The sequence below is a fragment of the Streptomyces sp. NPDC032822 genome, from assembly GCF_055578825.1.
The window spans coordinates 56,348-70,320 of sequence record NZ_JBVIOL010000011.1; the positions used below are offsets into that span (position 1 = coordinate 56,348).

The following is a 13,973-nucleotide window of genomic DNA, read 5'->3' on the forward strand; positions in this document are numbered from 1 at the left end:
GAAGCCGAAGGAGCTTTCCCGTGGCAGACCGCACACCCCCGCTCGGCGTCGAGGAGCTGCACACCCTCGTCGCCGACGGTGAGATCGACACTGTCGTCCTGGCCTTTCCCGACATGCAAGGGCGGCTGCAGGGCAAGCGGTTCGCCGCCCGTTTCTTCCTCGACGAGGTCCTCCAGCACGGCACCGAGGGCTGCAACTACCTCCTCGCCGTCGACACCGAGATGAACACCGTCGACGGCTACGCGATGTCCTCCTGGGACAGCGGCTACGGCGACTTCGCCATGCACCCCGACCTGACCACCCTCCGCCGCGTCCCCTGGAACGCCGGCACCGCGATGCTGATCGCCGACCTCGCCTGGAACGACGGCTCCCCGGTCGTCGCCGCTCCTCGCCAGATCCTCCGCCGCCAGCTGGAACGCCTCGCCGAGCACGGTTTCACCGCGCAGGTCGGTACGGAGCTGGAGTTCATCGTGTTCAAGGACACCTACGAACAGGCCTGGGACGCCAACTACCGGGGGCTCACCCCCGTCAACCAGTACAACGTCGACTACTCGGTGCTCGGCACCGGACGCGTCGAACCCCTGCTGCGCCGCATCCGCAACGAGATGGCCGCCGCCGGCCTCACCGTCGAGTCGGCCAAGGGCGAGTGCAACCCCGGCCAGCACGAGATCGCCTTCCGCTACGACGAGGCCCTGGTCACCTGCGACCAGCACGCCGTCTACAAGACCGGCGCCAAGGAGATCGCCTCCCAGGAGGGCGTCTCCCTCACCTTCATGGCCAAGTACAACGAGCGCGAGGGCAACTCCTGCCACATCCACCTCTCCCTCGCGGACGCGGCGGGCGACAACGCCATGGCCGGCGACGGAGCGGGCGGCATGTCGGACGTCATGCGCCACTTCCTGGCCGGCCAGCTGGCCGCACTGCGCGAGTTGACGCTGCTCTACGCCCCCCACATCAACTCCTACAAACGGTTCCAGCCGGGCTCCTTCGCCCCGACCGCCGTCGCCTGGGGCTACGACAACCGCACCTGCTCGCTGCGTGTGGTCGGCCACGGCCGCTCCCTGCGCTTCGAGAACCGGCTGCCCGGCGGCGACGTCAACCCCTACCTCGCGGTGGCCGGGCTGGTCGCGGCCGGGCTGCACGGCATCGAACAGAAGCTGGAGCTGCCCGAGGAGTGCTCGGGGAACGCGTACACCGCCGGGTTCGAGCAGGTGCCGAGCACTTTGCGCGAGGCCGCCGACCTGTGGGAGAACAGCCCGATCGCCAAGGCCGCCTTCGGCGACGAGGTCGTCGCGCACTACCGCAACATGGCGAAGGTCGAACTGGACGCCTTCGACGCCGCGGTGACCGACTGGGAGCTGCGCCGCTCCTTCGAACGCATGTGAGGCCCCCTGTGACTGCCGAGTCCGTACTGGACGTACTGAACCCCGCGACCGAAGAGGTCGTCGCCACCGTCCCGGCCGCCACCGCCGCCGACGTGGACGCCGCCGTCGTACGCGCCGCGCGGGCGCAGGCCCGGTGGGCCGCCCTCGCGCCCGGCGACCGGGCCCGGCTGCTGCGCCGGTTCGCGGTCGCCGTCGACGGACACCTCGAGGAACTGGCGGGACTGGAGGTCCGCGAGGCGGGCCACACCGTCGGCAACGCCCGCTGGGAGGCGGGCAACGTACGCGACCTGCTCGACTACGCGGCCGGGGGCGTGGAGCGGCTGACCGGACGTCAGATCCCGGTGCCCGGCGGCCTCGACGTCACGATCCTCGAACCGCTGGGTGTCGTCGGCGTCATCGCGCCCTGGAACTTCCCGATGCCGATCGCGGCCTGGGGCACCGCCCCGGCGCTCGCGGCCGGCAACGCGGTGATCCTCAAGCCCGCGGAGACGACCCCCCTCACCGCCCTGCGGCTGGCCGAACTCGCCCTGGAGGCGGGCCTGCCCGAGGGCCTCTTCCAGGTCCTGCCCGGCCACGGCCCCGTCGCCGGCAACGCGCTCGTCGAGCACCCGGGCGTGGCGAAGATCGTTTTCACCGGGTCGACGGCCGTGGGCAAACAGGTGTGGGCGAAGGGCTCGGCCCAGCTCAAGCGCGTCACCCTCGAACTCGGCGGCAAGAGCCCCAACATCGTCTTCGCCGACGCCGACCTCGAAGCCGCCGCCGCGGCGGCCCCCATGGGCTTCCTCGACAACTCCGGCCAGGACTGCTGCGCCCGCACCCGCATCCTCGTCCAACGCTCCGTCCACGACCGCTTCCTGGAACTCCTGGCCCCGGGCATCGAGTCGGTCGTGGTCGGCGACCCCGCGGACGAGAACACCCAGATGGGCCCGCTGATCTCCAGGACCCAACGGGAACGGGTCCGTTCGTACGTCGACCCGGACGCCCCGGGCATCCGGGGCAAGGCCCCCGAAGGACCCGGCTTCTGGTTCCCGCCCACCGTCCTCACCGGCGTCGACCCCCGCGCCCGCGTGGCCGTCGAGGAGGTCTTCGGCCCGGTCGCCGTCGTCCTGCCCTTCGAGGACGAGGCGGAGGCCGTGGCCCTCGCCAACGCCACCGAGTACGGCCTCTCCGGCTCCATCTGGACCCGGGACGTCGGCCGCGCCCTGCGCGTCTCCCAGGCGGTCCGCGCGGGCAACCTGTCCGTCAACTCCCACTCCAGCGTCCGCTACTGGACACCCTTCGGCGGCTTCAAGCAGTCCGGCATCGGCCGCGAACTCGGCCCGGACGCCCTGACCGCCTTCACCGAGACCAAGAACGTCTTCATCAGCACGGAGGCCTGAGCCACCCATGAACGAGCAGACCGAGCAGGCTATCTGCCGCCGCCTTGTCGGACGTACCGCCGTCATCACCGGAGCCGGCAGCGGCATCGGCCTCGCCACCGCGCGCCGGCTCGCCTCCGAGGGCGCGCACGTCGTCTGCGCCGACGTCGACGAGACCCGCGGCAAGGCGGCCGCCGACGAGGTCGGCGGAATCTTCGTCAAGGTCGACGTCACCGACCCCGAACAGGTCGAGGCCCTCTTCAAGACGGCCCACGACACCTACGGCAGCGTCGACATCGCCTTCAACAACGCCGGCATCTCCCCGCCCGACGACGACTCCATCCTGGAGACCGGCCTGGAGGCCTGGAAGCGCGTCCAGGAGGTCAACCTGACCTCCGTCTACCTGTGCTGCAAGGCCGCCCTCCCTTACATGCGGCGCCAGGGCAGGGGCTCCATCATCAACACGGCGTCCTTCGTGGCGAGGATGGGCGCCGCCACCTCCCAGATCTCCTACACGGCGTCCAAGGGCGGAGTCCTGGCCATGTCCCGGGAGCTCGGCGTGCAGTTCGCCCGGGAGGGCATCCGGGTCAACGCCCTGTGCCCGGGACCGGTCAACACCCCCCTGCTCCAGGAGCTGTTCGCCAAGGACCCGGAGCGGGCGGCCCGCCGCCTGGTGCACATCCCGGTCGGCCGGTTCGCCGAGGCCGAGGAGATCGCCGCCGCGGTGGCCTTCCTGGCCAGCGACGACTCATCCTTCGTGAACGCCAGCGACTTCCTGGTCGACGGCGGAATCTCGGGGGCATACGTCACACCGCTGTAGGCGGCCCCCTACAGTGCCGGAATGAGCATGACGCCCCCGCCCGGCTGGTACCCCGACCCCTCGGCGCCCCATACGGAGCGCTGGTGGGACGGAACGGCGTGGACCGGACACCTGCGCGCGCCCGAGACCCCCGGGCCGCCGCGACCGGCCGGCGGGGCGTCCGGGCGGGCGAAGGCCGTCGCCCTCACGACGGCGGCCGTGGTCCTCGGCGCCGCGATCGTCACGGGGGTGGCCGTACTCGGCGAGGACGACGACAACGGCGGCCCGGCGGTCGACGCCCTGCCGACCTCCGTCCCGTCCACCCCGGCCGCCGACAGCCCCACCCCCACCGTCACCGAGCCGCCCGGCGGCGACCCGGGCGTGGTGGAGGACGAACTCAACGGCATCACCCTGCCGTTGCCCGACGGCTGGACCACGGCGAAGAACGTCGCCGAGTCCGATGCCGTCATGACCACGGACGACGGGACGTACGACTGCCCGGCCGGCACCGGCCTCTGCCGGCACGGACTCGTCCTCACCCGCACGGTCACCGAGAACGACGAGAAGTCCCCCGAGGTCCTCGCCAAGCAGGACATCTCGAAGGCCGCCGACGCGGCGTACGACCGCGACAGCCTCGACCGCCGCCTCTACGGCGGCATCGAGTCCCACCGGACCGTCAAGTCCGGGCAGGTCGCGGTGGCGGGACGCGCCGGGTACCTCGTGCGCTGGCAGGTCCGGACCGCCGAGGGGCCCGGCGGATACGTGCAGTCCCTGGCCTTCCCGTCCAGCGTCGGCAGCGAGTCACCGGTGATCGTGCGGTTCGTCTTCGACGCGGGCCCGGACGGGCCGCCGCTCGCCGACATGGACCGGATCACCAAGGGGATCCGGCCGGTCGGCGACACGGCGACGGGCGGCGGAGTGGGCAGCAGCATCGGCCCGAACGGCTGACGCCGCCGCGTGCGCGGAGCTAGAGGAAGGTGTGGCCCTCCCCGCGGTACGTCGGGACGGTCGCCGTCACCGCGTCCCCCTCGATCAACCGCAGCGCGTCGAACCGCTCGCACAGCTCACCGGCCTTGGCGTGCCGGAACCACACCTTGTCGCCGAGCAGCAGGTCGTCGGCGGGGGAGCCGAGCAGCGGCGTCTGGACCTCTCCGGGTCCCTCCTGCGGGTCGTACTTCAGTCCCTCCGGCAAGTACGGCACCGGGAGCCGGTCGGGCCCGGCCGCACCGGAGGCGGGATAACCGCCGCCCAGGACCGTCACGACACCCACGCCGGGCCGCCGGACGACGGGCTGGGCGAACAGGGCCGCCGGACGGCCGCTGAAGGAGCGGTAGTTGTCGAACAGCCGCGGCACGTACAGCCCCGAACCGGCGCCGATCTCGGTGACCGCGTCCTCCGCGGCGGTGTGCTGCACACTGCCCGTGCCGCCGCCGTTGACGAACTCCAGGTCCGGCACGACGGCACGGACCGCGCGTACCACTTCCCCACGCCGCTCGACGAGTTCCTTCCGGGCGGTCGCCTGCATCAGCCGGACGGCACGAGAACGCAGCGGCCGTCCGGCGACGGCGTCGCCGACCCCCGCGATGTGCCCCTCGTACGCCATGATCCCGACGACCTTGAACCCGGGCCGCCGGGCCACGGCACGGGCCATGTCGGCGACCTGGGCGGGCGAGTACAGCGGGGAGCGCAGGGCGCCGACGCGCACCCGCCCCCCGAACAGCTTCAGCGAGGTGTCCAACTCCAGGCAGACCCGGACGACTTCGCGCCCGCCGCCGCGTGCCTCGTCGATGAACCCGAGCTGTGCCGGGTCGTCGACCATCACCGTCACGGCGGCGGCGAGCTTCGGGTCGGCGGCCAGTTCGGCGAAGCCGGCACGGTCGGCGGACGGATAGGCGAGCAGGATGTCGTCGAACCCACTCCTGGCCAGCCACAGGGACTCGGCCAGGGTGAAGGACATGATCCCCGCGAAACCGTCCTTCGCGAGGACACGTTCCAGCAGGGCCCGGCAGCGTACGGACTTGCTGGCGACCCGGACCGGTTTACCGCCGGCGCGGCGGACGAGATCGTCCGCGTTCGCGTCGAAGGCGTCCAGGTCCACGATCGCGAGGGGGGCGTCTAGATGGGCGGTGGCCCGGTCGTAACGGGCCCGGTCGGCGGCGCGCGCAGTCATGGACGCAGCCTGCCAGACTGGATTACCGCAGGGTAGGGGGACGTTCCGGGCAGATGCCCCGGGCTCACGGACTGGTTCCCGTTCGCCCCGGAACAACCCGTAGAGTGACGCGCACGCACGGAGGATCGTCTCTGCGCCGGTCATAGGCCCGCGTCGGGATGCCGGTCCAGCCGTGCGGGTATGCGTGCCCGGACGGCTTCGCCCGTACCGGGCGGGCCAGGACGACAGCGGCCCGCGTACGAGGAGACGGCCCGGGCACGAGGAAACGGGGGGTGGCCCGCATGAGTACGGAAGCACGCCGCCCAGCCGTTCCCCCACGCCCCACGACACCCCCACGCCCCGCCGAACCACCGGTGGTGGGGGACACGGAGGGCGACGATCCCGGCCGGCGGAGCGTCGGTGAGGAACCGGGCCGACGGGGAACCGGCGAGGAATCGGGCCTCCGTGTTCATGGCGACGATCCGAGCGGACGCGGGCTCGGTGACGCCCTGGGGCGTCGGGGCCACGGTGACGATCCGGGCCGCCGGGGACACGAGGTCGATCCGGGGCGCTTCGGACGCGGCGACGCGTTCCTGAACCGGTCCGACGGCCCGCTCCGGCAGGGCCCCGACAGGAGCGCCGCACAGCGATCCGAGACGGCGGGCCGCCAGGACCGGACCGAGGCGACCGGGCGACAGGACCGCCGGGACGCGTCCGCTTCCTTCCCGGCCGAACGCCGTGTCGCGGAGGGCTTCTTCGGGGCGCGCCGCCCGGTCACCCCGAGGAACGGGGACGACGCCGTCCCGCCGAGGTCCCCGCGCCACCGCGCCGGACCGGACGGAACCGGGGCCGCCTCCGGCACCACCGGCTCCCAGAGCACCCGGCCCCCCTTCCCGCACCGACACGCGGGGTCCCCTCGTCCCACCCCCTCCACTCCCACGTCCCCGCCCCCACCGCAGGCATCCGCCCGGTTCCCGGACACGCCGCCGGTCACGGGGCGCGAGGCGCGCGGGGAGAACACCGCGGTGACCGGTACGGGGCCGTCGGGTCCCGGCCCGCTGCCGCCGCACGCCACCGGCGGTCGCGAGCCGCGCCGGGAGAACCCGGGGACGACCGGGCCGACCGGTGGGACGGGGGCGACCGGTGCGGGTACGTCGACATCCGCGCCGCTTCCGCCCCAGGCACCCGCCACCCGCCGTCCGGACGCTCCGCCGACCGCGGGCCGTGGCAACACCGGGGCGGGGTCGCCGAGTTCCTCCCCTTTCCCGCCGAGCAACGGCACATCCCGTCCGGCGAGCACAGCGGCCCCGCGACCGGGCTCCGTCCCGCCGCGCCCGAGCAGCGCGGCCCCGGCATCCGGGCCCGTCCCGCCCCGCCCGGACCGCGAGGCTCCCGCACCGAGGCAGGCATCGCCCCGCCGGGACGGCACGCCCCCCGCGCAGGGCTCCGTCCCGCCGCGCCCGAACGGCGCGGCCCCGGCATCCGGGCCCGTCCCGCCCCGCCCGGACCGCGAGGCTCCCGCACCGAGGCAGGCATCGCCCCGCCGGGACGGCACGCCCCCCGCGCAGGGCTCCGTCCCGCCGCGCCCGAACGGCGCGGCCCCGGCATCCGGGCCCGTCCCGCCCCGCCCGAGCCATCAACCCCCCGTGGAGCGCTCCGTGCCGCCCCGCCGTACCGGCGCGCCCGCCGAGGGTGTCGCGGAGACGACGTTCCGGCCGCGGCCGATCCGTTCGGAGCTGCCTCCGGAGGTGGGCGGACGCGGGGACACGACGCCTGTCGAACCCGTGCGCCGCCCCGACTTCCCCCCACGGCCCGCGCACGAGGCCCCGGTCCCGGGCACCCCGTCACCCACCTCCCCGGCATCCCCCGACCGGGGCGGCGCTCCGAGCGGCGCCCGCATACCCTCCGTACCCCCCGTCCCGCCGAGCCCTCCGCGCACGGCGCCGTCCGCCGAGACCCCCACCGTGTCCCCGGACCCCTCCCTCTCCTGGAGCGCCCCGATGGCGCCGGGTGGGACGCCCGGTCCGGCGCGGCCGGTGATTTCGTTCGGGGAGCCGGAGGCGTACGCCGACCCGGTGCGGCACAGGGCGCTCGGACGGCCCCGGATCGCCCTGATGGCCGCCTGTGTCGTCCTCGGACTGGGACTCATCGGCGGTGCGGCGACCGGGAGTTGGCTCATCGGGGAGCCCGGGGACGCCGGGGCCGGCGACAGCTTCGCCTCGGCCCGCGACCTGTGGCACGGCATCCCCGTCGATCAACTGTTCCCGCCCACGGTCGAGGGCCAGGGCGCCGGCCCCGGCGGCGCCGACCGCGCCTGGACGCGGATCGCCGTCGCCCCCGACAGCGGCTGTCAGAACGCCTTCGACCCACTGCTGCGCAAGGCGCTCTCCACGGTCGGCTGCGCACGCCTCCTGCGCGCCACCTACACCGACGCCACCCAGAGCTACGTCACCACCGTCGGCCTCCTCTTCACCAAGGCCGACGCCGCCGCCATGGCCACCCTGAACAAGCGGTTCAAGGACGAGGGCCTCGCCGACCGCACGGACCTCATGCCCCGGCCGTACGCCGCCAAGGACACCGTCGCCGCGAACTTCGGCACCGCACAGCGCGCCTCCTGGACCGTCTCCGTCCTCACCGACGCCCCCGTCGTCGTCTACGCCGTCTCCGGCTGGGCGGACGGCCGTGACGTCGACACCCCGGAGCCCGCCGCCAGGGCCATGGAGTCCGGCTCGACCACCGCCCCCGCGCAGGCCGGCCTCGGCAACGAGGCGCAGGGCCTCGCCGACCGGGTCGAACGCGGACTGCGCCGAACCGTCAGCGCCTCCTCGGAGAAACCCTCATGAACCGTGTCAGCCGTACGGGTCGGATCAGCGTCACGACCCGCCGGGCCGGTCTCCTGAGCGTCCTCCTCGCCGCCTCGGTCGCCCTCGTCCCGCCCACCGCCGCGCATGCCGACGGCATCCGCGGCCAGCAGTGGGCCCTGGGCGCCATGCACACCCAGGACGCCTGGCGCACCACCAAGGGGGCGGGCGTCACCGTCGCCGTCCTCGACACCGGCGTCGAGGCCGACCACCCCGACCTCGACGGCAACGTCCTCACCGGCAAGGACATGATCGGTTTCGGCGCGAAGGACGGCGACCGCGCCTGGGCCCGCCACGGCACCGCGATGGCCGGCATCATCGCGGGCCACGGACACGGCGCCGGCGACGCGGACGGTGTCCTGGGCATCGCCCCCGAGGCGAAGATCCTCCCCGTCCGCGTGATCCTCGAAGACGGCGACAAGGCCCGCGCGAAGGCCCGCAACACCCGCGGCAACGCCCTCGCCGAAGGCATCCGCTGGGCCGCCGACCACGGCGCCGACGTCATCAACCTCTCCCTCGGCGACGACTCGTCCTCCGCCCACCCCGAACCCGCCGAGGACGAGGCCGTCCAGTACGCCCTGAGGAAGGGCGCCGTCGTCGTCGCCTCGGCCGGCAACGGCGGCGAGAAGGGCGACCACATCTCCTACCCGGCCGCCTACCCGGGCGTGATCGCCGCGACCGCCGTCGACAAGTACGGCACCCGTGCCTCCTTCTCCACCCGCCGCTGGTACGCCACGGTCAGCGCCCCGGGCGTCGACGTGGTCATCGCCGACCCCGACCACCAGTACTACGAGGGCTGGGGGACGAGCGCCGCCTCCGCCTTCGTCTCCGGCGCGGTCGCGCTCATCAGGGCCGCCCACCCGCACCTGACGCCGGCGCAGGTCAAGAAGCTCCTGGAGGACACGGCCCGCAACGCCCCGTCCGGGGGCCGCGACGACTCCCGCGGGTTCGGCTTCATCGACCCGGCCGCCGCCCTCACACAGGCCGGCCGGCTCAAGCCGGAGGGCCTCCAGGCCGCCGCCTACGGCGACAAGTACTTCGGCTCCGGCCCCGACGCCCCCGAGTCCGGCACCGACACCTCCGACTGGGCGGCCCCCCTCGCGGGCGGCGTCGGCGGCCTGCTCCTGGTCGCGGCGGTCTTCGTGTGGCGCGGACGCCGCGAACGCCACGACGACTTCTAGGCACCCCCGACCCGGAGACCACGACCGCTATCGCACGGTGGCCGGGGAGGCCGCCGCGGACGCCGGGGCAGAGGCCGACGCCCCGTCATCCGCGAACACCGACACCGCCGCCGTCGCCGCCGCCTCCACCAGCGAAATCCCCTTCGCCTGCGTCGAGTTGCCCTTCGACAGCACGGCCACCAGATAGTCGTGGCCGTCCACCGTCACCCGTCCGACGCTGTTGATGTCCCACAGCCCGGTCGTGCTGCGCGCCAGCCAGCCGTTCTTCAGGGCCCATCCGGAACCGTCCGCCGCGGCCGACACCCCCCAGTGCTGGCCGGCGGCTATCTGCCCCATCAGCCCCCGCACATACGTCCGCGAGGCCTCACTCAGCTCCGACTCGTCCCCGAACACCTGCTGGAGCAGGGCGAGTTGGTCGGCGGCCGTGGTCTGGGTCAGCCCCCACAGCATGTCGTCGCCGCCCTCGGTGTCGGTGAGCCCGAGCCGCTCGTTCGCCGCGTCGAGGCCCTCCGCCTTGCCGATGGCCCGCCACAGCGCCGACGCGGAGGCGTTGTCGCTGTTCTCGATCATCGCGGTGGCGTACGTCTTCTCCCGGGCGGTGAGATGCCGGTCGGCGTCCTGCGCCCGGAGCAGCAGTGCGGCCAGGATGTCGACCTTGACGATGCTCGCCGTGTCGAAGGCGCCGTCGCCGTACGACGCGTTCTCGCCCGACTCCAGATCGAGCACCGCCGCGGACACCTCCGCGCCGTCCTCCACGCTCACCGACCTCATGGCCGTGGCCAGCGTCTCGTCGTGGTCCACGGTCGGCTGCGCCACCGCTTCCACCGATGTCCCCCCGTTCGCCGAAGCGGAGTCCGAGGCGGACCCCGAACCTGAAGCCGGTGCAGACGACGAGACCGCCGCCGGTTCCGCCGCCGACGATACGGCGCCCGCACCGGAGTGCGCCCGCGCCTTCACGTACACGGTCCCGGCCGCCGTGGCCCCGAGGACGGCGACGGAGGCGAGCGCGGCGTACAGCAGGGGCCGGCGCCGGGAGGGACGGGAGCGGTGGCTGCGGGCGGCTCTGGAAGACTCCATGTCCGCGATCGTCCGGGCGCCGGCTGTGCGGGCGGTTAGACGGACGTTAGATGTGTGTCAGGGGAATCTGAGAAATCCGTGAAGGGCGTCACGGACAGGTTTCCGGGCCCGCACAAGCCCAGCAGCATCCCCCCTATAGGGTCGGTGACCGTGGCGAACAAGAACATTCCCGACCCAGGCTTCTCCGACGACGACGGCACCGCCGATCCCCGGCTGAGCGCCGCGCTCGCCGCCTGGGCCGAGGACCGCACCGCCGCGGGCCCCGTCCTGGAGGCCCTCAAGGGCGCCCGGCTCCTCGTCCCCGTGGTGGCCGTGCTCGGCGAGGTCGAGGAGGACGAGAACGGGCTGCGCCGCGAGAAGACCAGCGACATGGCCGTACCCACCCTGAAGGCGGGCCCTCGGACCGCCCTGCCCGCCTTCACCTCCACCGAGTCGCTGGCCCGCTGGGACCCGGCGGCCCGACCCGTCGCCGTCCCCCTGCACCAGGCGCTCCGGGCCGCCGCGCACGAGAAGGCGGACACGGTCCTGCTCGACCTGGCGGGACCGGTGCCGTTCGAACTGACGGGAGCCGCGCTGCTGGCGCTCGCGGAGGGGCGTACCAGCACGGACCCGCTCGCCGACCCGGCCGTCGTGGCGGCGGTGAGGGACGCGGTGGCCGCCGAGCCCGCCGTGCTCCGCGCCCACCTGGGGCCGGGACAGGCCGACGGCACCCTCGCCCTCGTACTGGACCCGGCCATGCCCCCGGCCGAGACGGCCCGCGCGCTCGCGCGGCGGCTCGCCGCCGACGACACACTGCGGGCCCGCCTGGTGCGCGGCCTCGACCTGGCACTGCTGCCGGCCGGGACGACGCCACCGGGCGAGCCCTTGTACGTACGCGGATGAGTCGGCCGTAGGCCGGAGAGGGACTAGCCGTAGACCGGGCCGGTGTACTTCTCGCCCGGGCCCTGGCCCGGCTCGTCCGGGACGAGGGACGCCTCGCGGAAGGCCAGCTGGAGCGACTTCAGACCGTCCCGCAGCGGGGCCGCGTGGAAGGAGCTGATCTCGGTCGCGCTCGCGTCCAGCAGACCGGCCAGCGCGTGCACCAGCTTGCGGGCCTCGTCCAGGTCCTTGTACTTGTCGCCCTCGTCCGTCAGCCCGAGCTTCACGGCGGCGGCGCTCATCAGGTTGACGGCGACCGTCACGATGACCTCGACGGCGGGGACCTCGGCGATGTCGCGGGCCATCGCGTCGAAGTCGGGATTCTCGGCGGACTCGGCAGGGGTGTCACTCATGTCCCACACGATAGGCCCCGGTGTACGGCGGTTAGCACCACCCCCGGGTTGCTGCTAACCTTGTGTGATGACCGGCCAGGCAGCGATGCCCGGCCCACAAGTGGAGGCTCCGATCTCCCACCTGACTGTCCTCCGGGGCGGCGGGTCACCCGGTCAGGCGGTCACCATCGTTCCGTACGGACGATGGAGTCGCCCGAACACGCGCCCCGCGGAGATCGCGGCGGTGCTCCGGTTGTGCTTTGGAGCCCCGTCTGTGATCGTCCCGGGGCATTTTTCATGTTCCGGTGCGATGAGGTCTGTCTAACAGAGACATACGCGGCTGTCCGCCAGACCGCCGTGTGGTGCTAACCGAGGAGGATCCATCAGCGCCGAGCCCCGCATCAACGACCGGATTCGCGTTCCAGAAGTACGACTTGTCGGTCCCAGTGGCGAGCAGGTGGGCATCGTCCCCCTGGCCAAGGCACTGGAGCTCGCGCAGGAGTACGACCTGGACCTGGTCGAGGTGGCGGCGACCGCCCGTCCGCCTGTGTGCAAGCTCATGGACTACGGGAAGTTCAAGTACGAGTCGGCCATGAAGGCCCGTGAGGCGCGCAAGAACCAGGCGCACACGGTCATCAAGGAGATGAAGCTCCGGCCGAAGATCGACCCGCACGACTATGACACCAAGAAGGGTCACGTCGTCCGGTTCCTCAAGCAGGGCGACAAGGTCAAGATCACGATCATGTTCCGTGGTCGCGAGCAGTCCCGGCCGGAACTCGGCTACCGACTGCTGCAGCGTCTCGCGGAGGACGTGGCCGACCTCGGGTTCGTGGAATCGAACCCGAAGCAGGACGGCCGAAACATGATCATGGTTCTCGGTCCGCACAAGAAGAAGACCGAGGCGATGGCCGAGGCCCGCCAGGCGCAGGAAGCCCGCAAGGCCGAGGCGAAGGCCAACCCCGGCAAGTCGCAGAACGCCGCGGAGTCGGAGTTCGACGAGACCTCTGTGGTGGAGGAATCGATCGAGGCCCCGGCCGAGGCTTCCGCCGACGCGTGATCCCGGGGGGACTCCAGTCCCCAAGGGTGTAACCGATACAAGAGCGACGCTCCACCGTGCCCGGTTTTCGTGACCGGGCACCGGAGCGCCACCGACGAGGAGAGAACGGCGCTATGCCGAAGAACAAGTCGCACAGCGGTGCCAGCAAGCGCTTCAAGATCACCGGCTCCGGCAAGGTGCTCCGCGAGCGTGCCGGCAAGCGCCACCTGCTCGAGCACAAGTCGTCCCGTGTGACGCGTCGCCTCACCGGCAACGCCGAGATGGCCCCGGGCGACGCCAAGAAGATCAAGAAGCTTCTCGGCAAGTGACGTACCGGCTCGGCTGATCCACCGATCGGCGAGCACCGTACGTCTGGACCGGGACCCTATCGATTTCGGGCCGTGTGAAGACCACCACGGCCCCGCTACAAGGAGTTAACAAGTGGCACGCGTCAAGCGGGCAGTCAACGCCCACAAGAAGCGCCGGGCGATCCTCGAGGCGGCCTCCGGCTACCGCGGTCAGCGTTCGCGCCTGTACCGCAAGGCCAAGGAGCAGGTCACCCACTCGCTGGTCTACAACTACAACGACCGCAAGAAGCGCAAGGGTGACTTCCGTCGGCTGTGGATCCAGCGCATCAACGCCGCTGCCCGCGCCAACGGCATCACGTACAACCGCTTCATCCAGGGTCTGAACGCCGCGAACATCGAGGTCGACCGCAAGATCCTGGCCGAGCTGGCCGTCAACGACGCCGGTGCCTTCGCGGCCCTCGTCGAGGTCGCCCAGAAGGCGCTCCCGGCCGACGTCAACGCGCCGAAGGCCGCGTGACGCCACGACGGCTCTAGGCCGACGTGACTGAAGGACCCGCAGGCTGCCGAAG

The 13,973-nt window shown here is 72.7% G+C and carries 12 protein-coding genes and 1 pseudogene; 10 read left to right on the plus strand and 3 right to left on the minus strand.

Annotated elements, in window-relative coordinates; all coding sequences use genetic code 11:
* Nucleotides 1-20: 20 nt before the first annotated feature.
* Genes ACZ5VD_RS28600 through ACZ5VD_RS28615 form a run of 4 tightly spaced genes read left to right on the plus strand, consistent with a single transcriptional unit; the run spans nucleotide 21 to nucleotide 4,490 of the window.
* Nucleotides 21-1,385 carry a glutamine synthetase family protein gene (locus ACZ5VD_RS28600; RefSeq protein ID WP_468552312.1) on the plus strand — a complete coding sequence of 455 codons (1,365 nt, stop codon included), beginning with the start codon at nucleotides 21-23 and terminating at the stop codon, nucleotides 1,383-1,385.
* Nucleotides 1,386-1,393: 8 nt separating this feature from the next.
* Nucleotides 1,394-2,764, plus strand: coding sequence for an aldehyde dehydrogenase family protein (locus ACZ5VD_RS28605; protein WP_468552311.1), 1,371 nt, complete (start codon nucleotides 1,394-1,396; stop codon nucleotides 2,762-2,764).
* Nucleotides 2,765-2,771: 7 nt separating this feature from the next.
* The gene (locus ACZ5VD_RS28610; protein WP_468552310.1) at nucleotides 2,772-3,563 is read left to right on the plus strand and encodes a 3-oxoacyl-ACP reductase; all 792 of its coding nucleotides are present in this window, start codon (nucleotides 2,772-2,774) and stop codon (nucleotides 3,561-3,563) included.
* Between the two features lie 27 nt (nucleotides 3,564-3,590).
* Complete coding sequence (locus ACZ5VD_RS28615; protein ID WP_468683838.1) at nucleotides 3,591-4,490, plus strand: DUF2510 domain-containing protein; 900 nt, start codon at nucleotides 3,591-3,593, stop codon at nucleotides 4,488-4,490.
* A 19-nt stretch (nucleotides 4,491-4,509) separates the two neighbouring features.
* Here ACZ5VD_RS28615 and ACZ5VD_RS28620 read toward each other — a convergent pair whose 3' ends face one another.
* On the minus strand, nucleotides 4,510-5,712 hold the full coding sequence (locus tag ACZ5VD_RS28620; RefSeq protein WP_468683730.1) for an amino acid deaminase/aldolase: 1,203 nt from the start codon (nucleotides 5,710-5,712) through the stop codon (nucleotides 4,510-4,512).
* A gap of 1,943 nt (nucleotides 5,713-7,655) precedes the next feature.
* Here ACZ5VD_RS28620 and ACZ5VD_RS28625 point away from each other — a divergent pair.
* Entirely contained in the window at nucleotides 7,656-8,534 is an 879-nt protein-coding gene (locus tag ACZ5VD_RS28625) for a hypothetical protein (protein WP_468552307.1), read from the plus strand.
* Nucleotides 8,531-9,733 carry a type VII secretion-associated serine protease mycosin gene (gene mycP, locus ACZ5VD_RS28630; protein ID WP_468683732.1) on the plus strand — a complete coding sequence of 401 codons (1,203 nt, stop codon included), beginning with the start codon at nucleotides 8,531-8,533 and terminating at the stop codon, nucleotides 9,731-9,733. The genes ACZ5VD_RS28625 and mycP overlap by 4 nt, the downstream gene beginning before the upstream one ends.
* A gap of 27 nt (nucleotides 9,734-9,760) precedes the next feature.
* Here mycP and ACZ5VD_RS28635 read toward each other — a convergent pair whose 3' ends face one another.
* Nucleotides 9,761-10,810: a serine hydrolase gene (locus ACZ5VD_RS28635; protein ID WP_468683734.1), complete on the minus strand. Its 1,050-nt coding sequence runs from the start codon at nucleotides 10,808-10,810 to the stop codon at nucleotides 9,761-9,763.
* A 150-nt stretch (nucleotides 10,811-10,960) separates the two neighbouring features.
* On the opposite strand from ACZ5VD_RS28635, the gene ACZ5VD_RS28640 reads away from it, so the two are divergent.
* Nucleotides 10,961-11,692 carry an SseB family protein gene (locus ACZ5VD_RS28640; RefSeq protein ID WP_468683736.1) on the plus strand — a complete coding sequence of 244 codons (732 nt, stop codon included), beginning with the start codon at nucleotides 10,961-10,963 and terminating at the stop codon, nucleotides 11,690-11,692.
* Between the two features lie 23 nt (nucleotides 11,693-11,715).
* Here ACZ5VD_RS28640 and ACZ5VD_RS28645 read toward each other — a convergent pair whose 3' ends face one another.
* On the minus strand, nucleotides 11,716-12,081 hold the full coding sequence (locus ACZ5VD_RS28645) for a DUF1844 domain-containing protein (protein WP_468552303.1): 366 nt from the start codon (nucleotides 12,079-12,081) through the stop codon (nucleotides 11,716-11,718).
* A 336-nt stretch (nucleotides 12,082-12,417) separates the two neighbouring features.
* Here ACZ5VD_RS28645 and infC point away from each other — a divergent pair.
* The 3 genes and pseudogenes from infC (at nucleotide 12,418) to rplT (ending at nucleotide 13,921) form a co-directional block, all read left to right on the plus strand.
* Nucleotides 12,418-13,117 (plus strand): annotated as a pseudogene (gene infC, locus ACZ5VD_RS28650) (translation initiation factor IF-3).
* 113 nt (nucleotides 13,118-13,230) lie between these two features.
* On the plus strand, nucleotides 13,231-13,425 hold the full coding sequence (gene rpmI, locus ACZ5VD_RS28655; protein WP_019065473.1) for a 50S ribosomal protein L35: 195 nt from the start codon (nucleotides 13,231-13,233) through the stop codon (nucleotides 13,423-13,425).
* A gap of 112 nt (nucleotides 13,426-13,537) precedes the next feature.
* Complete coding sequence (gene rplT, locus ACZ5VD_RS28660) at nucleotides 13,538-13,921, plus strand: 50S ribosomal protein L20 (protein ID WP_105974242.1); 384 nt, start codon at nucleotides 13,538-13,540, stop codon at nucleotides 13,919-13,921.
* Nucleotides 13,922-13,973: the final 52 nt, after the last annotated feature.

Coding starts and splice junctions, on each gene's coding strand:
- ACZ5VD_RS28635 (WP_468683734.1), bottom strand. CDS start 10,810: ATGGAGTCTTCCAGAGCCGCCCGCAGCCACCGCTCCCGTCCCTCCCGG.
- ACZ5VD_RS28615 (WP_468683838.1), top strand. CDS start 3,591: ATGACGCCCCCGCCCGGCTGGTACCCCGACCCCTCGGCGCCCCATACG.
- mycP (WP_468683732.1), top strand. CDS start 8,531: ATGAACCGTGTCAGCCGTACGGGTCGGATCAGCGTCACGACCCGCCGG.
- ACZ5VD_RS28645 (WP_468552303.1), bottom strand. CDS start 12,081: ATGAGTGACACCCCTGCCGAGTCCGCCGAGAATCCCGACTTCGACGCG.
- ACZ5VD_RS28620 (WP_468683730.1), bottom strand. CDS start 5,712: ATGACTGCGCGCGCCGCCGACCGGGCCCGTTACGACCGGGCCACCGCC.
- ACZ5VD_RS28610 (WP_468552310.1), top strand. CDS start 2,772: ATGAACGAGCAGACCGAGCAGGCTATCTGCCGCCGCCTTGTCGGACGT.
- rpmI (WP_019065473.1), top strand. CDS start 13,231: ATGCCGAAGAACAAGTCGCACAGCGGTGCCAGCAAGCGCTTCAAGATC.